The sequence below is a fragment of the Novosphingobium sp. genome (genome assembly GCF_032093395.1).
Taxonomy (GTDB): domain Bacteria; phylum Pseudomonadota; class Alphaproteobacteria; order Sphingomonadales; family Sphingomonadaceae; genus Novosphingobium.
Genome location: NZ_DAMDBA010000014.1, coordinates 1 through 18,361, shown reverse-complemented (window position 1 = coordinate 18,361; position 18,361 = coordinate 1). Strand labels below are relative to the sequence as shown.

General features: G+C 63.6%; 20 protein-coding genes, 1 tRNA gene and 1 pseudogene. 7 read left to right on the top strand and 15 right to left on the bottom strand.

The genetic code is table 11. The features are described from left to right. Nucleotide 1: 1 nt before the first annotated feature. Nucleotides 2–1,081 (top strand): potassium channel family protein, encoded by a 1,080-nt coding sequence (locus RT424_RS07520; protein ID WP_313435860.1) that lies wholly within the window; start codon nucleotides 2–4, stop codon nucleotides 1,079–1,081. On the opposite strand, the gene RT424_RS07515 is transcribed toward RT424_RS07520, so the two are convergent. Then, nucleotides 1,073–1,465: a DUF1761 domain-containing protein gene (locus RT424_RS07515; RefSeq protein ID WP_313435858.1), complete on the bottom strand. Its 393-nt coding sequence runs from the start codon at nucleotides 1,463–1,465 to the stop codon at nucleotides 1,073–1,075. The two genes, RT424_RS07520 and RT424_RS07515, sit on opposite strands and share 9 nt — an antisense overlap. 187 nt (nucleotides 1,466–1,652) lie before the next feature. Between RT424_RS07515 and rimO the strand changes: the two genes are divergently transcribed. From rimO to RT424_RS07500, 3 genes are all read left to right on the top strand, one after another. Further along, on the top strand, nucleotides 1,653–3,035 hold the full coding sequence (gene rimO / locus RT424_RS07510; protein WP_313435856.1) for a 30S ribosomal protein S12 methylthiotransferase RimO: 1,383 nt from the start codon (nucleotides 1,653–1,655) through the stop codon (nucleotides 3,033–3,035). Between the two features lie 561 nt (nucleotides 3,036–3,596). Then, nucleotides 3,597–4,358, top strand: a complete 762-nt coding sequence (locus tag RT424_RS07505; protein WP_313435854.1) for a molybdopterin-binding protein — start codon at nucleotides 3,597–3,599, stop codon at nucleotides 4,356–4,358. A gap of 49 nt (nucleotides 4,359–4,407) precedes the next feature. Then, a complete protein-coding gene (locus tag RT424_RS07500; protein ID WP_313435852.1) occupies nucleotides 4,408–4,935 on the top strand; it encodes a hypothetical protein in 528 nt (175 codons plus the stop codon). A gap of 25 nt (nucleotides 4,936–4,960) precedes the next feature. Here RT424_RS07500 and RT424_RS07495 read toward each other — a convergent pair whose 3' ends face one another. From RT424_RS07495 to rplK, 3 genes are all read right to left on the bottom strand, one after another. Then, complete coding sequence (locus RT424_RS07495) at nucleotides 4,961–5,809, bottom strand: TauD/TfdA family dioxygenase (RefSeq protein WP_313435850.1); 849 nt, start codon at nucleotides 5,807–5,809, stop codon at nucleotides 4,961–4,963. 175 nt (nucleotides 5,810–5,984) lie between these two features. After that, nucleotides 5,985–6,686, bottom strand: a complete 702-nt coding sequence (gene rplA, locus RT424_RS07490; RefSeq protein WP_313435848.1) for a 50S ribosomal protein L1 — start codon at nucleotides 6,684–6,686, stop codon at nucleotides 5,985–5,987. Nucleotides 6,687–6,690: 4 nt separating this feature from the next. Beyond that, the gene (gene rplK / locus RT424_RS07485) at nucleotides 6,691–7,122 is read right to left on the bottom strand and encodes a 50S ribosomal protein L11 (RefSeq protein ID WP_021232774.1); all 432 of its coding nucleotides are present in this window, start codon (nucleotides 7,120–7,122) and stop codon (nucleotides 6,691–6,693) included. Nucleotides 7,123–7,329: 207 nt separating this feature from the next. Here rplK and RT424_RS07480 point away from each other — a divergent pair, with 207 nt between their 5' ends. Continuing rightward, nucleotides 7,330–8,043 (top strand): GNAT family N-acetyltransferase, encoded by a 714-nt coding sequence (locus tag RT424_RS07480; protein WP_313435845.1) that lies wholly within the window; start codon nucleotides 7,330–7,332, stop codon nucleotides 8,041–8,043. A gap of 69 nt (nucleotides 8,044–8,112) precedes the next feature. On the opposite strand, the gene nusG is transcribed toward RT424_RS07480, so the two are convergent. The 4 genes from nusG to RT424_RS07460 all read right to left on the bottom strand — a co-directional run bounded on the left by nusG (nucleotide 8,113) and on the right by RT424_RS07460 (nucleotide 10,878). Next, nucleotides 8,113–8,649 carry a transcription termination/antitermination protein NusG gene (gene nusG / locus RT424_RS07475; protein WP_313435843.1) on the bottom strand — a complete coding sequence of 179 codons (537 nt, stop codon included), beginning with the start codon at nucleotides 8,647–8,649 and terminating at the stop codon, nucleotides 8,113–8,115. 30 nt (nucleotides 8,650–8,679) lie between these two features. Then, entirely contained in the window at nucleotides 8,680–8,874 is a 195-nt protein-coding gene (gene secE, locus RT424_RS07470) for a preprotein translocase subunit SecE (RefSeq protein ID WP_086493495.1), read from the bottom strand. Between the two features lie 178 nt (nucleotides 8,875–9,052). Beyond that, nucleotides 9,053–10,582 carry a hypothetical protein gene (locus RT424_RS07465; protein WP_313435838.1) on the bottom strand — a complete coding sequence of 510 codons (1,530 nt, stop codon included), beginning with the start codon at nucleotides 10,580–10,582 and terminating at the stop codon, nucleotides 9,053–9,055. A gap of 220 nt (nucleotides 10,583–10,802) precedes the next feature. Further along, nucleotides 10,803–10,878: transfer RNA gene (locus RT424_RS07460), tRNA-Trp, on the bottom strand. Nucleotides 10,879–11,086: 208 nt separating this feature from the next. Between RT424_RS07460 and aat the strand changes: the two genes are divergently transcribed. Next, nucleotides 11,087–11,920, top strand: coding sequence for a leucyl/phenylalanyl-tRNA--protein transferase (gene aat, locus RT424_RS07455; RefSeq protein WP_313435973.1), 834 nt, complete (start codon nucleotides 11,087–11,089; stop codon nucleotides 11,918–11,920). A gap of 35 nt (nucleotides 11,921–11,955) precedes the next feature. On the opposite strand, the pseudogene RT424_RS07450 reads toward aat, so the two are convergent. The 4 genes and pseudogenes from RT424_RS07450 to RT424_RS07435 all read right to left on the bottom strand — a co-directional run. Beyond that, nucleotides 11,956–12,138 (bottom strand): annotated as a pseudogene (locus RT424_RS07450) (DUF2155 domain-containing protein); the annotation flags it as partial. A gap of 275 nt (nucleotides 12,139–12,413) precedes the next feature. After that, nucleotides 12,414–12,821: an NADH:ubiquinone oxidoreductase subunit NDUFA12 gene (locus RT424_RS07445; protein WP_313435836.1), complete on the bottom strand. Its 408-nt coding sequence runs from the start codon at nucleotides 12,819–12,821 to the stop codon at nucleotides 12,414–12,416. A 39-nt stretch (nucleotides 12,822–12,860) separates the two neighbouring features. Next, a complete protein-coding gene (locus RT424_RS07440; RefSeq protein WP_313435834.1) occupies nucleotides 12,861–13,382 on the bottom strand; it encodes a DUF192 domain-containing protein in 522 nt (173 codons plus the stop codon). Continuing rightward, nucleotides 13,383–13,952 (bottom strand): RecX family transcriptional regulator, encoded by a 570-nt coding sequence (locus tag RT424_RS07435; RefSeq protein WP_313435832.1) that lies wholly within the window; start codon nucleotides 13,950–13,952, stop codon nucleotides 13,383–13,385. Between the two features lie 149 nt (nucleotides 13,953–14,101). On the opposite strand from RT424_RS07435, the gene RT424_RS07430 reads away from it, so the two are divergent. After that, a complete protein-coding gene (locus RT424_RS07430; RefSeq protein ID WP_313435830.1) occupies nucleotides 14,102–15,862 on the top strand; it encodes a fatty acyl-AMP ligase in 1,761 nt (586 codons plus the stop codon). A gap of 53 nt (nucleotides 15,863–15,915) precedes the next feature. On the opposite strand, the gene RT424_RS07425 is transcribed toward RT424_RS07430, so the two are convergent. Genes RT424_RS07425 through RT424_RS07415 form a run of 3 tightly spaced genes read right to left on the bottom strand, consistent with a single transcriptional unit; the run spans nucleotide 15,916 to nucleotide 18,265 of the window. Then, nucleotides 15,916–16,401, bottom strand: a complete 486-nt coding sequence (locus RT424_RS07425; protein ID WP_313435828.1) for a DUF421 domain-containing protein — start codon at nucleotides 16,399–16,401, stop codon at nucleotides 15,916–15,918. Next, nucleotides 16,401–16,985, bottom strand: coding sequence for a hypothetical protein (locus RT424_RS07420; protein ID WP_313435826.1), 585 nt, complete (start codon nucleotides 16,983–16,985; stop codon nucleotides 16,401–16,403). Before RT424_RS07420 ends, RT424_RS07425 begins: the two co-directional genes overlap by 1 nt. A gap of 8 nt (nucleotides 16,986–16,993) precedes the next feature. Beyond that, entirely contained in the window at nucleotides 16,994–18,265 is a 1,272-nt protein-coding gene (locus RT424_RS07415; RefSeq protein ID WP_313435824.1) for an MFS transporter, read from the bottom strand. Between the last annotated feature and the right edge of the window lie 96 nt (nucleotides 18,266–18,361).

Below are 18,361 nucleotides of genomic sequence, written 5' to 3'. Positions count from 1 at the left end.
CATGTCGAAGAGGCGCTCCTCCCACAACCTGTTCCGCCGCCCCGCGATCAAGCCCTTGCGCCGCGCGCTGGCGGTTCCGGTCTGGGCCGACGTCGCGCTGCGACTGGGCGGCGCGTTCCTGCTGATCTTCATCGTCATCATGGTCCACTGGAGCGACCGGGCGGGCCTCAACGACGTGCACGACGGGCAGGTCAGCTTCCTCGACGTGGTCTATTTCACGATGATCTCGATCACCACGACCGGCTTCGGAGACATCGCCCCGGTCAGCGATCGGGCCCGCCTGATAGAGGCCGTTCTGGTCACGCCGATCAGGCTCGCCGTCATCACCATCTTCGTGGGCACCGCCTACAACTTCATCATCAAGCGCAGCTGGGAGACATGGCGCATGAAGCGCATCCAGGAGAGGCTGGAAGACCACATCGTCGTGCTCGGCTTCGGCGTCAGCGGTTCGGAAGCGGCAAAGGAACTCATCGAGCGCGGCACCGATCCGTCCTGCATCGTGGTCGTCGATCCCGTGCAGGCGCGCCTTTCACAGGCCGAGAAGCTCGGCTGCAACGTGCTTCAGGGCGATGCCACCCGCGACGAGGTGCAGAACGCCGTGCGCGTGGGCACGGCGCGCACGATCCTCGTTTCCGCGGGGCGAGACGACACATCGGTCCTGATCGTGCTGACCGCCCGGCATCTGGCACCCAAAACGCCGATCACCGTTGTGATCCGCGCCGACGACAACGAATTGCTCGCGCGGCAGGCTGGCGCGAACAACGTCATCAATCCGGTGCGCTTCACCGGGCTACTGCTAGCCGGGTCTGCCGAAGGGCAGCATGTGGCGGACTACTTCTCCGACCTCGCCTCGGTAGCGGGCCGCGTCCAACTGGTGGAGCGGCCGGTCGAGCCTTCCGAAATCGGCCACCCGCTCGACCGGCTCGCCAGCGGCGGCAAGGGTCTAAGAATCTATCGGGGCGAACGGACGATCGGCTTCTGGGAAGACGAGGCGAACGTTCTCAAGGCCGGCGACATCGTCGTCGAAATCCTGCCAACGACCACGAAAGACCGGCCTCAACCCGGAGAAGATTCAGCCTAGCAGCCAGAACACCAGGCCCATGGCCAGATAGGCGACCAGCCAGAACAGGCAGTCCATGACCCGGCGCATCGGCTCGGCGCGATAGCGCACGTGGGTGAGCCAGATCGCCGGCAGCACGAAGGCGATCGCGACGCCGCCCGTCTGCATGAAATAGAGCCAGGGCTTCACCGCCAGAGTCTCGGCACCGATCCGCGCGAAACTGTGGCCCAGCATCACCGAGCTGATCAGGAACACGAAGCAGACGAGGCCGTAATTGCTCGCCCGCGTGGACTTGCCGGGCGAAAGGCTGCGTCCGTCCTGAAACGGCGGCCCGTTCCAGACGATCCCCAGAACGACGGCCAGCGCCGCTGCAAGAAATACCGCCAGCCAGTTCACCGGACCCATCTCCAAGCTCCTTATGCGATTGGCCTTATCCAAATGGCCATTTTCCAACAGGTTCTTCCTTGCACAGGGTCTTCCCCAAGGTGCAAGGGCGCTAACGGTATGCGGAGCGAATAGCTGCGAATCGTTTTCACATGATTCGTTTTTCGTGACTCTCGGTCGCAATGCGCGTATCGGGCGCGCCATTCCTATGGCTATCGAAATCCCCTCTCCGCCCAAGGTCGGCATGGTCAGCCTCGGCTGCCCCAAGGCGCTTGTCGACTCCGAACGCATCCTCACCCGCCTGCGCGCCGACGGCTATACGATGAGCCCGGACTACGCCGGGGCCGATGTCGTGCTCGTCAACACTTGCGGTTTCCTCGATTCCGCGAAGGAAGAAAGCCTCGCCGCGATCGGTGAAGCCATTGCCGAAAACGGCCGCGTGATCGTCACCGGCTGCATGGGCAACGAGGCCGACGTGATTCGCGCGCGCTTCCCGGACGTGCTGGCCGTTACCGGCGCGCATCAGTACGAAGCCGTGGTGGAGGCCGTGCATGAGGCGGCACCGCCCGAGCTGTCGCCCTATGTCGATCTGATCCCGCAGACCTACGACGAAGCAGGCGTCAAGCTGACCCCGCGCCACTACGGCTATCTGAAGATCTCGGAAGGCTGCAACCACGCTTGCTCCTTCTGCATCATCCCCAGCCTGCGCGGCAAACTCGCAAGCCGCCGCATCGATGCGGTGCTGCGCGAGGCGGAAAAGCTGGTCCAGGCCGGTACGCGCGAACTGCTGGTCATCAGTCAGGACACGTCGGCCTACGGCGTCGACGTGCGGCACGAGACGCGCATGTGGAAGAACCACGAGGTTCGCACCCACATGACCGATCTCGCCCGCGAGCTGGGCGGCTTGAGCGATTCGCAGGGCCGCAAGCCCTGGGTGCGGCTGCACTACGTCTACCCCTATCCGCATGTCGACGCGGTGATCCCGCTCATGGCGGAAGGGCTGATCACGCCCTATCTCGACATTCCGTTCCAGCATGCCGCCCCTTCGGTGCTCAAGTCGATGAAGCGTCCCGCCAATGAGGCGAAGGTGCTCGACCGCTTGCGCAAGTGGCGCGAGATCTGCCCCGATATCGCCATCCGCTCCAGCTTCGTGGTGGGCTTCCCCGGCGAGACCGAGGCGGACTTCCAATATCTGCTCGACTGGCTGGACGAAGCCCAGCTCGACCGTGTCGGCGCGTTCCGCTTCGAACCGGTCGAAGGCGCCAGCGCCAACGACCTGCCCGGCGCGGTGCCGGAAGAGGTCAAGGAAGAGCGCTACGCCCGCATCATGGAAAAGACCGCCGCGATCAGCGCCGCCAAGCTCCAGGCCAAGGTGGGCCGCATCCTGCCCGTCATCATCGATGACGTCGGCGAGCCGGACGAGGATGGCGACATCGGCGCAACCGGCCGATCGCAGGCCGACGCTCCGGAAATCGACGGCAACGTCTTCCTGCGCGGCGCCGGCAGCGACCTGCAAGTCGGTGATATCGTTGACGTTCTCATCGAGGATGCCGACGAGCATGACCTTTATGGCGCTGTTACATTAGGCTGATCGAATTCCGGAGAGGCAATCGCCCGATTGCACGCCTTGCAACATTGCCCAATCTTTTCGCATTTGCGGCGAATCGGTGAAAGACGCATATCGAAAAGGCCTTTCAGGCATCCTCTCCCAAAAACTTTTCATGGGCTGGTCTTCGGACCGGCCCTTTTTTTTGTTGGAAAATTTTGGAGGAGAGGGGTGCGGCCGCCACACGTATCGAGTGCATACGACCCGCCCAAAATCGATATCCTCCGACGGCGCAGTTGACGATCAGTCACGTGTAACAACCCAGCCGGATGCAAATTTGGAAAGTTGCGCCCTTCAGCCCAAGTCCGATTTCCCAACGCCCTAGCGATGAGTTGCATGAAACGCAATTCTAGGAAAGTTTTTCGCATTTGCAGCAAAACCTTTCCGCGAGCATAAGGATCGGGCCTTTCAGGCATCCTCTCCCAAAAAACTTCCAAAAGGGCTGGTCCTCGGACCGGCCCATTTTTTTGTGCGTGAGGATGGCCTCGCAGCAACCTTTTGCAGGCGCGACTGGCGGTAACGTCCCGTTTGTCCTAGCCATGCGCCATGGCCGACTCCTTGCGAATCTACACCGCCGCCCTCGTCGTCATCGGTGACGAGATCCTTTCCGGTCGCACGCACGACAAGAACATCGCGCAAGTCGCATCCTGGCTTCAGGTTCAAGGCATTCGACTGAAGGAAGTTCGCGTGGTGGCCGATGAGACCGCCGCGATCGTGGAGGCCGTGAACACGCTACGGGTCCGCAACGACTACCTGTTCACGACGGGCGGCATCGGCCCTACCCACGACGACATCACCGTGGACGCCATTGCCGAGGCGCTTGGCGTACCGGTCATCGTCCACCCCGAAGCCCGCGCCATTCTCGAAACCTACTACGAGACGCGCGGCGGGCTTACCGAGGCACGCTTGCGCATGGCGCGTACTCCCGAAGGTGCCGGGCTGATCCCCAATCGCTACACCGGTGCGCCCGGCATCCGTTGCGGGAACGTGTTCATCATGGCCGGCGTGCCCAGCATAACCGCCGGCATGCTCGATGCGCTTTCCGGCCAGCTTGAAGGCGGCGCCCGGCTGCTCTCCGAAACGGTCGGGTGCTGGGTAGGCGAAAGCGAAGTCTCCGAACTGTTGCGCCAGACGGAAAAGGCGCATGAAACCTGCCAGATAGGCTCCTACCCGTTCTGGGCGGAAGGCAGAACCGGTGCCAACTTCGTGATCAGGTCCGTCAGCGCGGAGGATCTCGCAGCCTGCACGCGGGCTCTCGTGCATGGGCTGGAGGCCATGGGCCGTCCGGCGGTACCGGGCGGCATTTGACGCATTGGCTCTCGATGCGCTTCCCTTCCGAATCGCCGCTATGTTTGCGATGATGGGCTCCCCCATCTCCGCCACGAGCCCGGCACCGCCGACCCTCGATGCGTTCGAGGCCGTGCTCGACCGTCACGACAGCGCTACGCTGGCGCTTGAGGAATGGTGCAGATCACGCGGTCTCGCAGCCTCGCCCCGAATTACCGCAAAGCTTGTCGAAGGTCAGGATCAGGCACCGGCTCCGGAAATGCAAAAGGCGCTTAACCTGACGCCAGGTGACCGTATCGTCATGCGAAACGTGCACCTGAGTTGTGGCGCCAGGGTGCTGTCGGTGGCGTGGAACTGGTATGTGCCGCAAAGGCTGACGCCGCAGATGAACGAGCAGCTGCGGACGACGGATATCCCTTTCGGCAAGGCGGTCGCAGACCTCAAATTTCGGCGCCGGCCCCTGTCCACCGTGCCGGGCCCGGCGCTCAACTGCCCGTTGGGAACCATTTCCACGCACAGAGCCATGCTTATGCTGCCTGATGGTCGTCCGCTGGCCTATCTCGTCGAGTGCTACACGGCAGCCAACCTCGCCCCCTGACTTGCGCCGGGGACGAGGGTTCTCGTCAGGCCGCCACTGTCTCCGTCCCGGCGATCGACGTGCGATGCATCATGCGCCCGGTCGACTTGTCATAGGGAACCGCCCGGTGCATCGCGCCGGTGTTATCCCAGATCACGAAATCGCCCTTGGTCCACTTGTGGCGCAAGGAAAACGCCGGCTGCGCAGCCCATTCCTGCAATCGGATCAACATCGCGCGCCCCGCCGGAACTTCCATGCCGACGATGTGATCCGCCGTGGTTCCGATCACCAGCGACTTGCGGCCCGATTCATGCGTCCAGACCAGCGGATGCTCCTTGACCAGGCCGATGCCCAGCACACGCTCCCGATGCTTTTCGGGAATGGCGTCCGCGATCGGCGAGAGGCTGGCCCGCACCGAATGCACGGCCTTCAGCCCTTCAAGCGCCTGCTTCTCCTCGTCGGGAAGGCCTTCATAGGCGGCATAGGTGCTGGCGAATTCCGTTTCGCCACCGATGGCAGGGGCAATGCGGCACGACAGCAGCGTCGCGAAAGGCGGCGGCATGTCCACGGTGATGCCGTCCATGTGCCAGAAGAACGTACCCAGCACATATTCCGGCTGTGGATTGATCTTCTCGTCCAACGTTACCTGATAGACGTCCTCATCATTGCTCTGGACATTGTTCCGCGCGGTCAGCCGCACCTTCTCACCCATGGCGCCCGTGATCGCGAGCTGTTCGGCATCGGTGAGATCCAGCTCAGGAAAGACCACCACGGTGCGCTCTTCCACCTTGGCCCGGATCGCACGCGCCGCCTCGGGCGTGAAGATATCCGAACGGTCGTCCCAGACGACGCGTGAGCCGATGTGTTCCTTAATGTCCTCGAATCGGATGGCCATGGCGGCACGCTCTCCAGTTTTATCGTTTTGAACAGTTGTTCAGCAGAAATACACCCGCCGGTGACCGGGCGCAAGGCGAAGGCGCGCAACCAGGGATCGCCGCAACGAAAAAGGGCCGGAGGTTTCCCCCCGGCCCTCTATCCGTTTCGCGTGATCCCGAAGGATCCGGTGCCTATCAGGCGCCCGCGATCTCGGTCGTGTCGATCTTGAGGCCGGGGCCCATCGACGACGAAAGCGAGATCTTGCGAACGTACTTGCCCTTGGAGCCCGAGGGCTTGGCCTTGACGATCGCATCGACGAACGCGTTGAAGTTGGTCAGCAGATCGGCGTCCGAGAACGACATCTTGCCGATACCGGCGTGGATGATGCCCTGCTTTTCGACGCGGAACTCGATCTGGCCGCCCTTGGCGTCCTTCACGGCCTGCGTGACGTTCGGGGTCACGGTGCCAAGCTTCGGGTTCGGCATCAGGCCCTTCGGACCCAGCAGCTTGCCGAGACGGCCGACGACGCCCATCATGTCCGGGGTGGCGATGACGCGGTCGTAGTCGAGGTTGCCGGCCTGCATGTCGTCCATGAGGTCTTCCGCACCGACCTTGTCGGCACCGGCGGCGAGAGCTTCGGCAGCCTTGTCACCCTTGGCGAACACGGCGACGCGAACGGTCTTGCCGGTACCGGCGGGAAGCGAGACCATGCCACGGACCATCTGGTCGGCGTGACGCGGGTCGACGCCCAGGTTCATCGCGACTTCGACGGTTTCGTCGAACTTGGTGGTCTTGACGTCGCGCAGGGTCTGCAGCGCGTCGGCGACCGGGTAGAGCTTCATGTTTTCGCCGAGCTTTTCGGTCAGCGACTTCTGCTTCTTGGTTACCTTAACCATGGAATCAGCCCTCCACCACTTCGAGGCCCATCGCGCGGGCCGAACCTTCGATGATCTTGGTGGCGGCATCAATGTCGTTGGCATTGAGGTCGGCCATCTTGACCTGCGCGATTTCGGCAAGCTGCGAGCGCTTGACGGTACCGGCGCTGATCTTGCCCGGCTCCTTGGAGCCCGACTTCAGGTTCACGGCCTTCTTGATGAGGAAGGTCGCCGGGGGGGTCTTGGTGACGAACGTGAAGCTGCGATCCGCATACACCGTGATGATGGTGGGGATCGGCATGCCCTTTTCGAGCTCCTGCGTGGCGGCATTGAACGCCTTGCAGAATTCCATGATGTTCACGCCGCGCTGACCCAGCGCAGGGCCGATCGGCGGGGACGGCGTGGCGCTGCCGGCCTTGACCTGCAACTTGATGTAACCTTCGATCTTCTTGGCCATGTGGCCGCTCCTTTCACACTTTCGCACCTGCCGGGCAGATGCTCATGTTTAGCGGTCTTACGGACGCCGGGGCATCCTCCCGCAGGGAATCGCACCGGCACGAAGCCGGTTACGAAGTGCGCGCCCCTACCCCAGATCGATCCAAAAGGAAAGAGCTGGATTCGCCTCTTCCCGCTGCTTGTCACCCCGGCCATAGGCAGCAGCGATATGACAGAAAACGAACTCGACAACCTGATCTGGATCGCCTTGTCCGGTGAACAAGCACAATTCTCCGTTGGCACGGCACGGGCCCGGCGCTTCCACCCCTTGATCGGACCTCTCGCAGGCGTCCGGGATCTCTCGCCGGACAGCCTCGAAGCTTTCGGAAACCTCGTTCGCACGACCGGGCCTGCCGCGCTTGGCCTTGTCGGCATTGCCGAGGACATCCCCGTTCCCGGCACCCGTATCCTGCGCGGCGCCGAGGGCGTGCAGATGGTCTTCGAAGGCGGCGACGACGTAATGGCGGAAATCGAGCGCGCGGCGAACGATCCGCGCATAGCCCCGCTCGGCCTGCGCGACTATCCGGAGATGCTTGAACTCGCCCTCCTCACCGAGCCCGGCCCCTTTGCGGAGCGCACTGGCGATCTCGGCCAGTTCTGGGGTATCCGCGAAAATGGACGCTTGGTGGCTATGGCCGGACAGCGGGTGCGGACTGCCAGTCATGTCGAAGTGAGCGGGGTCTGCACCCACCCCGACGGGCGCGGCAAGGGCTACGCCGCCTTGCTGTCTCTCCGTGCGACCGGCGCGATTCGCGCTTCGGGGCGGTGCCCCCTGCTCCACAGCTATGCCGATAACGAGACGGCACTGGCGCTTTACCGGAAGCTGGGCTTCGTCGAGCGCGCTCGCGTGCGCTTCACGGTGTACGACCCGATTTCGGACTGACCCGAGAGGGCCGCAGGCCCTAGCCGTTTCGCACAAAGAAAAAGGCCGGGCGATTGCCCGGCCTTTCGATCACTTGCTGAGTTCGACGTGCTCGAAGTCGAGTTCGACCGGCGTCGCGCGGCCGAAGATCGAAACGGCGACCTTGACCTTGTTCTTGTCGAAATCGAGTTCCTCGACAAGGCCGTTGAAGCTGGCGAACGGGCCGTCGAGCACCTTCACCGAATCGCCGATCTCGTAATCGATGCTCACGGTCTTGCGCGGCGCGGCAGCGGCGGCTTCGGCCGCGCCGAAGTAGCGGGCGGCCTCGTTCTCGCTGATCGCCTGCGGCTTGCCGCTGGAGCCCAGGAAGCCGGTGACCTTCGGGGTGTTCTTGACGAGGTGGTAGACGTCGTCGTTCAGTGCGAGCTTGGCAAGCACGTAACCAGGCATGGTCTTGCGTTCGGTCTGGACCTTCTTGCCGCGCTTGACCTCGGTAATGGTCTCGTGCGGAACCTGAACGTCCTCGACAAGCTGCGAAAGCCCCATCCGCTCGGCTTCCGAGAGGATGGATTCCTTCACCTTGTTCTCGAAACCGGAATAGGCGTGGATGATGTACCAGCGGGCCATGATTCTCTCTTCGTAAGCTAGTTCAGGCGATCACAGCAGCGACAGGATCGAGCTGACGACCCAGCCGAACAGCGCATCGATGCCCAGGAAGAACACCGCGAGGAAAACCGTCATGATCCCGACGAAGATCGCCGTCGTCACCGTCTCCTGGCGCGAAGGCCAGTAGATCTTGGAGGTTTCCGTGCGCACCTGGCGGATGAATTCGCCGGGACTGGTCTTGGCCATGACTGTCGTTCTCGCGTCTCTTGCCTGCTGCCTGAGCAGAAAAATAAGTCTCGGCTTCCGGCTAGGGGTCATCGCCGCCCCGGCCGGGGCCGGGAGGGGCAGATGCGATCCTCATGTCGGAAGGAACCGTGGACTTAGCCTCGGCCCGCTCCATTTGCAAGGTCTGCCGAGAGCGCTTTTAAGTGCCCGGGGCCGACGGATCGGCAAGACGCGCAAGGAACGAGTTCTCGCTCGAATAGAGAATTCGCGCGCCATCCGGCAGTGCGACCGGCTTGATCCGGCCGATGTACCACAGGTAATCGGCGTGCCGCGCCGGACCGAACTTGCGCAAGTCGATGTGCTGGCGCGGCGAATAGAGAATGCGTTGGCTGGGATCGGCGAACCGGTAGGACAGATCGCGCATCGACAGCATGTGCACGTCGGGCAAGGCGAAGTTCGAATTCTCCATCGCGCTGCGACGCACGACGGCATAGGACCCGAAATGCTCGAACGGCCCGAAGCGCCACTGGATCCGCGGAATCGCCACGGCGGTGGCGACGCGCGCCCCTTCCGGCACCTGGTCCAGCGCGGCGATGAGTTGCCGCGCGGTCTGCGCGTCCTGGTACCATACGACCGTCGTCACCGCCGTGCGCGAGATGAACAGCGAAGCTGCGGCCACCACCATCCAGCGGCGGATCGGCAGGTCGATCGCCAGGCAGGCGACCAATAGCGCGGTGGTGCTCAGACGATAGTCAGCATAGTCTCCGCCGAAAATCTGGCGCGGCACGATCAGCGTCAACACCAGAAGGATCAGCGCCGCCCAACCGAAGCGCCCATCGATCCGCTTGCGCAGCAGGGCCCAGCCCAACGCCAGCAGCACGAGATCCAGGCTGATGATATCGAAGTAGAAATCGAAGCTACGCATCGCCTTGTAGAGGATGCCCCACTTGTATTCGAGCACATAGCGCCCGTACGACACCTTCGAATTGGCACCCATTCCCACCAGCATCGGCAGAAGCGGGAAGATCAGCGGCCAAGGCTTGATGAAGGGGCGCCAGTCGAGCCAGCTGCGACGACGGCTCCATTCGTAGCCGAACAGCATCACGCCCATCACCCCCCAGCCTGAGACGTGGCAGAGCCACACCACGAAGCTGATCGGAACCATGGGTGCCCAGCGCCAGGGCTTGTCCTCCAGCTTCACCCAGAGGGCGAAGGTGAACAGCCCGAGCGCGATCGAAAGCGCGTAGTTGAGGAAGCCCATCAAGAGCGAAGGCGACCAGATCATCGCGAAGGCGAGAATCGGTCCGACACTCAGCTTGCGGCCAAGCGAACGGCAAGCAGCTACGATCGACAGGCCGGTGAGGAAGGGAATCATCGCCACGATGATTCGGCCCGCCTGCTCCAATCCGAAGAGCGGCGCCATCGGCACCATCAGCAATTCCACGCCGAGATTGCCGGTCCATTCCCAGTTGAACACGAAATATCGGGTCAGATAGGGATCGGCGCCATGATCGAGCGCCACCTTGTAGCCGGCCAGATGCGAGGGATAATCCGTCATCTGCGGTGCCCAGGCGACCAGCGCGGGCAAGGCGGCCACCGCCGACAGCACCACACCGAGAACCAGGGCCTTGTCCTGTCCCAACAGCAAGGCCAGGCGCTGCCACAGGGCGCGCCATCGGCTGTTGTTCAGTTCGATCTGTTCCGCCTGCGGTCGCGCGGTTCCGTGCATCAGCGCCTGTTTCTTTCTCGAGAAAGCCCCGAACGATTCTGGTCCGGGCCGTCGACCACGGTCGCGCAGACGCCCGATTCGCCAAAGGCGGCTCTCTAAGCCTAGTGCCGCGAATGACAAGGGACGCACGGTATCGTGCTTCTCCGTTTATCGCAATTGCAGCACGGAACGCGAAACGCCCGCTTCCGATCAATTCGGTAGCGGGCGTTTCAGGACATGCTGGCAGGAGTGCACGGACTCGAACCGTGGGCCCTCGGTTTTGGAGACCGATGCTCTACCAACTGAGCTACACTCCTGCGGGCGAGGGAGCCTCTAGAAGGAGACGAAGAGGATTACAAGGGGGTTACAGGCCGCGATGACAAGTTATTTGCCGCCCTTGCATTTTACCGGCCGGAAGCGGCACGTTATAGCCGAATTCGCAAGGCTTTCGGGAACCGGACGAAGGTCTTGAGCGCCGGCCACGCCGGCACGCCTCGCACTTCGGATCAGGATTTCGGCAGCATCATGCACGCGCCCCGCACCCCTTCGATGATCGAGCCCGACCTGCTCATGCTGGCCTACCGCAGCGGAATCTTTCCCATGGCGGACAGCCGGGACGATCCTGAAATCTTCTGGATCGAGCCGCGGCTGCGGGCGATTCTCCCGCTCGATGGCTTCCACCTGTCGCATTCGCTGGCGAGGACATTGCGGCGGGAGCGATATACGGTGACTTGCAACGCCGCCTTTTCCGACGTCATGGAAGCCTGCGCCGCCCCCCGCCCCACCGATCGCGATGCCGACCAGGAGATGGAGAACGGCGACGAGAGCGGAAGCTGGATCAGCCATCGCATCCAGGCAAGCTACGAGAATCTCCACTTCCTCGGCCACGCGCACTCCCTCGAAGTCTGGCGCGACGAAGGGGGCGGACATCGCGAGTTGGTCGGCGGGCTGTATGGGGTCGGCTTCGAAAGGGTATTCTGCGGCGAGAGCATGTTCTCGCGAGCGACCGATTCGTCGAAGGTCGCGCTGGCCTATCTGGTGGCCGCGCTGCGACTAGGCGGGGCGACCTTGCTCGACTGCCAGTTCATGACCCCGCACCTCGCCTCCCTGGGCGCCGTGGAAATGCCGCAGAAGCGCTATCTGGCGCTCTTGCAGCAGGCTCAGTCGGCGGCGGCAGGCTCGGAAACAACAGCGGGGGTTGGAGGCGTGGCCGGAGACGGCGTTGCCGTCGGCGCAGGAACCGGAGTGGCAGGCGCCGCACTGGCATTGCCCGAAGCCTTCGCCGCGCTCTTCGCAGAAGAAGGCAAGGCTTCCTCACCCGGGAAGCTCATCGCGCAGTTCTTGACCCAGACATCATAGATCGGGTGCTCAACCACGTTCAGCGCTGGCGAGTTCCTGAAGAGCCAGCCCGAGAACACCTTGCGCCAGCCGAGCTTTTCGGCCGCGCTGCGGCGTTCCTCGACGAAGACCTGGACGAAAGCACCCTCCTCCTGCGGTTGCTCCCAGGGGAGCGATTTCTCGCAGGTGGCGACCTTGACCACGAGGTTGCCGATGCGGCGCGCCTCGCCCGGTTTCATCACCAGGTCCTGGGTAAGGTTATTGCGCTTGTTGAGGACACCCAGCGTGACCACGCGGTCCTTGTTGGGCGTACCGATCTGCTGCCCCTTGGCGGCCTGGGCAGGACCGGCCTGCATCCCGGCAATCGCGTCAGGAACGCTGGTGTCCTGCACTTCGGGCGCCGGCTCACCCTTGCCGCAGCCGGCCACAAGCGAGAGGGCCAGAAGCGAAATGGCAGAAAGCGGGGCGAAAGCGACGCGTCTTCCGAAAGGGGCCAGCTTCACGAACGCCGCCCTCAGGCTTCCGGGGACCAGGCCTCGTAGTCGCCGGTAGCGGCGGCACGCTTGCCGCCGCGCTCGAGCGCGCCTTGCGGGCGATAGGCCGTGACGGTGCCGGTGGCGTTGGGCGTATAGTCCACTTCCCAGATGCGGGGCGCCGCCAGATGGCTTTCCGGCACTTCGTCATAGGAGTGGTGCAGCCAGCCATGCCATTCGGAGGGCACGTTGCTGGCGTCGTTGGCGCCGGCGTAGATGACCCAGCGACGGTCCCATCCCTCGGTCGTGCGCTGCTTGGCGGACTTCGAGCGATAGTACTTGTTGCCCTGCGCGTCGGTGCCGACGTGTTCGCCGTTACGCGAACTCCAGAGCGAGGTGCCAATGGTGGCGCCGTCCCACCAGGTGAAGATCTTGGACAGGATTCCCATGAGCCGCGCGTTAGCGCCGTTCGTCGGGGATGCCAAGGGCTACATGCGATTCCCGGGTTCTTTCCACGAGACCTTGTCGCCCGGCGCGAGTCCGAGTTCGGCGGCGCGGCCGCCATTAAGCTCGAGAATGGCGATAACCGGGCCGGTGGAAGGCACCGGCGTTTCATCATAAGGGCGAGCATTCGCGCCGATGTTCAGGATCCGCCGGTCCGGGCCGATGAAGATGATGTCTAGCGGGATCACCGTGTTACGCATCCAGAAAGCGGCCGGAGCGGGCGCCTTCCTCGGGAAGATCATGCCTTCGTTCGCCGCCATTTCCGCGCGGAACATCAGCCCCTTGGCCTGCTCCGCTTCGGTGCTGGCCACTTCGACGGCGAAGGAATGCGCCTTACCTTGCGATTCGATCGTGAGTGCAACGACCGGAAGCCCCGAAACGGGATGACTTGGAACGGCCTCGCCCGACGCTGCCGTCCTCGCTTCGTCCACGGCTTGCGCGCCATCGGGCGAACACCCTGCCAGCATGGCCGAAAAGAACAGTACGGCCATAGTCATCCGACGCATTCAGAAATCTCCTTCGGCCGATCGGACCCATTGCTCCGCGACCTCGACATCGTCGGCTTCCACGATCCGACGCGCAATATCGAGCCTGTGCCCGGCCCGCAGCATCGCGGCGATGTGCTTCTCCCGCGCCGGTCGGTCCGGAGTTTCCGCCGCGAAAGGCCCCAACCGCCGGCGCCGCGCCAGAACCAGAGCCGCGCTCCGCTCGGCCGCTTCGTCGGGGCGCACTTCCTCTCGCAATTCCTCGTCCAGCCCGGCATGGCCGAGCGCCTCGCCGACACGACGCGCGCCGTAACCGCGTCGCAGCAGGCTGCCCGCCTTCATACGCGCCCATCCTGCATCGTCCACATAGCCCAGCTCGACATAGCGGCCGATCAGACGATCGAGGTCGGGAGCGTCCCGCCCGCCCGCCTCTCCGTCTGCCTCCTCGGCCCACCCGCGCTCGCGCAGCTTGCGTTGCAGATAATCGCGCAGCTTCCCTTGCGTCGTCGCGAAACGCGCGACATAGGCGAGCGCCAATTCCTCAAGGCGCTGTTCGGTAAGGGGTTGCGGATTGCGACGCTTGACGGACATCTTGCCCTATTCGTGCCACAGTCGGCTCGGATTGGGGAGAGCGTACGAAACCTCGTCGTGCGGATTTGCTGCCTTCGGTACGGTCAAAGCCGGACGCAGCGCGGGTTTCTGCAGGAATACATGTTAAAACAACAACGGGTTAGAACGAAATGAACGACACCATCAACGTGGTGCCGCAAGCGAGCGAAGCACTTGTCGCCACGCCGAACGAGGACGCGCTTGCCCGCCGCTTTGCCGATTTCGACACCTTTGGCGATGCGCTGGACTATGCGGCGCAGGGCCAGCGCGGGTTCAATTTCCACGATCCGCGCGGCACGCTGAAGCAGGTCTATCCGTTCAGCCAGCTGCGCGCGGATTCGATCAAGGTCGCCCATGCGCTGATCGCCCGCGGGGTGAAGCCGAACGACCGCGTGGCCCTGATCGCCGAGACCGGAGCCGATTTCGCGGCCCTGTTCTGCGGCGTCGTCTACGCGGGCGCCTGGCCCGTGCCGCTGCCCCTGCCCACCAGCTTCGGCGGCAAGGACAACTATATCGAGCAGCTTGCGGTCCAGCTTTCCAGCTCGGACCCGATGCTGCTGGTCGGCCCGGACGAGATCGCCGAGATGACCGCCCAGGCCGCGACGCGCCAGGGCTGCGATCATGCCACCTGGGCCGATTTCGCCGCAAAGGATGCGCCCGAAGTCGCGCTGCCCAAGGCCAGCCCGGACGATATCTGCTACCTGCAGTATTCCAGCGGTTCCACGCGCTTCCCGCATGGCGTCGCCGTGACGCACCGTTCGCTGATGTCGAACCTGGCCGCGCACAGCCACGGCATGGAACTGGCGGACGGCGACCGCTGCATCTCGTGGCTGCCCTGGTACCACGACATGGGCCTGGTCGGCTGCTTCCTCTCACTGATCGCCAACCAGGTTTCGGGTGATTACCTCAAGACCGAGGACTTCGCTCGCCGTCCGCTTGCGTGGCTGGACCTGATCACGCGCAACCAGGGCACCTCGATCTCGTACTCGCCGACGTTCGGCTACGACATCTGCGCCCGCCGCATCTCCAGCCAGAGCCCGGTTTCCGACCGCTTCGACCTGTCGCGCTGGCGCCTTGCCGGCAACGGTGCCGACATGATCCGTCCGGACGTGATGCAAAGCTTCGTCAACGCCTTTGCCGACGCGGGTTTCAAGGCCACGGCCTTCCTGCCCAGCTATGGCTTGGCCGAAGCGACGCTGGCCGTCGCCATCATGCCGCCGGGTGAAGGCATCCGCGTCGAACTGGTCGAGGAAGAGCGCCTTTCCGGCACTCCGCGCGATCTCAGCCGCCCGGCTCGTTATCGCGCCATCGTCAACTGCGGCAAGCCCGTGCGCGACATGGAAGTGGTGATCCGTGGCGAGAACGGCGCGAGCCTCGGCGATCACAAGATCGGCAAGGTCTGGTGTCGCGGAATCAGCGTCATGCATTCCTACTTCCGCGACCCCGAGGCGACCGAGGCCTGCCTCGTCGACGGATGGCTGGACACCGGCGACATGGGCTACATGGCCGATGGTTACCTGTTCATCGTCGGCCGCGCCAAGGACATGATCATCATCAACGGCAAGAATCACTGGCCCCAGGATATCGAATGGGCCGTGGAACAGCTGCCGGGCTTCAACCATGGCGACATCGCCGCGTTCTCGGTAGAGACGGACAATGGCGAGGAAGCTCCCGCCGTGCTCGTGCACTGCCGCGTCTCCGATCCGGTGAAGCGCATCGAACTGCGCGACCTGATCCGCGACAAGGTACGCTCGATCACCGGCATGAACTGCGTGGTCGAACTGGTACCGCCCAAGAGCCTGCCGCGGACCAGCTCGGGCAAGCTCAGCCGCGCCAAGGCCAAGAAGCTTTACCTTTCGGGCGAAATCGAGCCGTTCAAGATCGCGGCCTGATTTGAAACGCATCAGGGCCGGAAAAGCGGATGCGCTTTCCGGCCCTTTTCGCATCAATCCGCTAGGTCGTCCTCATTCCGGCGAGGATCGACATCCTGTCCGTCCGCACGGATGAAGGAAATCTTGCCTTCCGGTTCGAGGATTGCCCAGGCCACCTGTTCGAGCCGGGCTATGCCAGCAAGACGCATCTCGGCTGCGAGTTCGTCGCGATCGATCCGCTCGATATCCATGTTTCGCTTTATCACGCTGCCGCCCCGCACCAGCACCACGGGCGCGCTTTCCAGAATGCGGCGCGCGCGCGTCGAATGGTGGCCGACCAGACCAAGCACCAAACTCCAGCCCGCGAATGTGACGATGGCCAGCGTCGCTCCGGTCAGCGAGAAGTCCTGATGCGTAACGCCCTGCTGGATGAGGTCGCCCATCACGATCAGCGATACCAGCTCGAAGGGGGCCATTTGGCCGAGTTCGCGCTTTCCCATCAGCCGCAACAGCAGGTACATGATCGCAAACATGACCGAGGCGCGGATCACGATCTCCATCAGGGGAGGACCGTCAGGTGGAGCGGGATCGTGGCAATTTCCGCCTGGCCATCGGCGATATGGAGGTTGCCCTCCAGGCTCCTGAACGAACGGGGCTGGATCTGGCCGTCGAACTTCAGAACGAACGGCTGCCCGGCTTGAACTTTGCCGAAATGATAGGCGTAGACACCGTCCAGCGCGGTCGCACTCTCTGCGTCCGGCACCATCGTGTCGATGCTCATCCCGCGCCAGAGAGGATCGTCAATCCCCACCACCAAGTCGGACAGGGTCTGCCTGGGCGTTATCCGCACTTGCGTCTCGAACCAGTTGCCGCTGCGCAGGATGCCGGCATGCGTTAATTCGATCGTCGCCAGGGGCGTATCGAACCGGGTCTTTTCGTCCGCCCCTCCGCCCAGCCAGCCGGTGAATGCCGCAAGGATCACACAGACGATCAGCAGAACCGCCAAAGGCGTTCGCCAGACCGCGAACCGGCCCACACCGTCGTGACGCGGCGCGATACCGAATGGCGGATCTAGAGGACTGGGGTCGGTGCTGGTCATCGCAGGTCTAGGAACCGACCGGGCGTTCTCGTGTTCCCGGCTCAACCAGGCGTTCAGGCCACCTGATCTTTCTCTTGCGATTCCGCGGCATCCCAGCGCGGATATGAGGGTAGGAACACCAGGAGCGCGCCGCCGATCAGGCAGCCCACGGTTCCGGCCCAGAGAAAGGGCTCATAGCCGCCGAGCCGATCGTAGATAGCGCCTGCCGCCAGCGGCCCCAGCCCCGAAGCCAGTGCTACCAGAGCCGACATCATCCCATAGATCGCGCCGAAATGGCGCATTCCGGCATATCCAGCGGTCAGATAGGCGCATATCTGCATCTTGGTGCCCGCCGCATAGCCGTTGACCAAAAGCGCGATGACGATCGCCGGCGTGGAACTCATCGCCACGGTCAGCAGGAAGAAAGTCACGGCGGTGACTCCCATCGTCAACCCGCCGATCCAGTTGGGCCTGAAGCGATCCAGCAGAGCCCCGGTCGCCAGCTTGCCGATGATCCCCGCGATGCCGGTCAGCGACGTCAGCCAGGCCGCATTGCTGCGGCTCACGCCCGATTCGGTCAGGATCGGGAAAAGGTGGATGGAAAGCCCAATCGTCAGGAACATCACGACGAAAGTGGAGACGGCCACTTGCCACAGCGGCCGGCTTCGCAGCGCTTCCTGCCGCGTCAGCCCCGGCAGATGGTCCCCGGAACGGCTTGCGGGTGCCTTGCCGCTACGGACGTTGCGATCGTGGGCATCGTATAGGAACAGGAAGCAGAGCAGCAGTGAAAGACCGCCCCAGCCCAGCCCGAACCACACGAACGCGCCGCGCCAGCCCACTTCTTCGATCAGGAAATTGCCCAGGGGCGGCACGATGGCCTGCGCGAGGGCGGTTCCTGAAACCGTGAAGCCCAGCGCCAGGCCCCTGCCCTTCGTGAACATGCTGGCCACGGCCAGCGTCCAGATGGTCGACTTGATGGTGGTCAGGAGCACGCCGAGTACAACCCAGAGCGCAATCCACTGCACGGGTGAGCCATTGGCGGTGGCGAAGGCGCACGTCGCTGCCATCACCGCAACGATCCCGGGGAGAGCGAGCCGCCGCGATCCTGCCCGGTCGATCAAAGCACCATAAAAGGGGGACAGCACCGCCGTGATGAGCGTGGCGATGGCCGGTCCGGCCGAGAGCAGCGACCGATTCCAGCCGAACTCGCGCGATAGCGGTTCCATGAACAGGCCGGTCGCAGCCAGTAGTACGGAGAAAAAGGAAAAGCCGACCGATGCGGCCAGCACCAGCGTCCAGCCCGACTTCCATTCCTCGGCCTGTCCCGACCCAATCGCCTTGTCCATGGCGCCCTCTCCCTCGTTGCCGCGAGACTAGAAGGAAAGCTGGAAACGCCAACCGCTGGGACGATAATCCCCGAGACGAACACAAGTCTGCCGGTC

Excerpts from the sequence above, each read along its gene's own strand:
- RT424_RS07520 (WP_313435860.1), top strand. The coding sequence starts at position 2 with ATGTCGAAGAGGCGCTCCTCCCACAACCTGTTCCGCCGCCCCGCGATC.
- RT424_RS07515 (WP_313435858.1), bottom strand. The coding sequence starts at position 1,465 with ATGGGTCCGGTGAACTGGCTGGCGGTATTTCTTGCAGCGGCGCTGGCC.
- rimO (WP_313435856.1), top strand. The coding sequence starts at position 1,653 with ATGGCTATCGAAATCCCCTCTCCGCCCAAGGTCGGCATGGTCAGCCTC.
- RT424_RS07505 (WP_313435854.1), top strand. The coding sequence starts at position 3,597 with ATGGCCGACTCCTTGCGAATCTACACCGCCGCCCTCGTCGTCATCGGT.
- RT424_RS07500 (WP_313435852.1), top strand. The coding sequence starts at position 4,408 with ATGATGGGCTCCCCCATCTCCGCCACGAGCCCGGCACCGCCGACCCTC.
- RT424_RS07495 (WP_313435850.1), bottom strand. The coding sequence starts at position 5,809 with ATGGCCATCCGATTCGAGGACATTAAGGAACACATCGGCTCACGCGTC.
- rplA (WP_313435848.1), bottom strand. The coding sequence starts at position 6,686 with ATGGTTAAGGTAACCAAGAAGCAGAAGTCGCTGACCGAAAAGCTCGGC.
- rplK (WP_021232774.1), bottom strand. The coding sequence starts at position 7,122 with ATGGCCAAGAAGATCGAAGGTTACATCAAGTTGCAGGTCAAGGCCGGC.
- RT424_RS07480 (WP_313435845.1), top strand. The coding sequence starts at position 7,330 with ATGACAGAAAACGAACTCGACAACCTGATCTGGATCGCCTTGTCCGGT.
- nusG (WP_313435843.1), bottom strand. The coding sequence starts at position 8,649 with ATGGCCCGCTGGTACATCATCCACGCCTATTCCGGTTTCGAGAACAAG.
- secE (WP_086493495.1), bottom strand. The coding sequence starts at position 8,874 with ATGGCCAAGACCAGTCCCGGCGAATTCATCCGCCAGGTGCGCACGGAA.
- RT424_RS07465 (WP_313435838.1), bottom strand. The coding sequence starts at position 10,582 with ATGCACGGAACCGCGCGACCGCAGGCGGAACAGATCGAACTGAACAAC.
- aat (WP_313435973.1), top strand. The coding sequence starts at position 11,087 with ATGCACGCGCCCCGCACCCCTTCGATGATCGAGCCCGACCTGCTCATG.
- RT424_RS07445 (WP_313435836.1), bottom strand. The coding sequence starts at position 12,821 with ATGGGAATCCTGTCCAAGATCTTCACCTGGTGGGACGGCGCCACCATT.
- RT424_RS07440 (WP_313435834.1), bottom strand. The coding sequence starts at position 13,382 with ATGCGTCGGATGACTATGGCCGTACTGTTCTTTTCGGCCATGCTGGCA.
- RT424_RS07435 (WP_313435832.1), bottom strand. The coding sequence starts at position 13,952 with ATGTCCGTCAAGCGTCGCAATCCGCAACCCCTTACCGAACAGCGCCTT.
- RT424_RS07430 (WP_313435830.1), top strand. The coding sequence starts at position 14,102 with ATGAACGACACCATCAACGTGGTGCCGCAAGCGAGCGAAGCACTTGTC.
- RT424_RS07425 (WP_313435828.1), bottom strand. The coding sequence starts at position 16,401 with ATGGAGATCGTGATCCGCGCCTCGGTCATGTTTGCGATCATGTACCTG.
- RT424_RS07415 (WP_313435824.1), bottom strand. The coding sequence starts at position 18,265 with ATGGACAAGGCGATTGGGTCGGGACAGGCCGAGGAATGGAAGTCGGGC.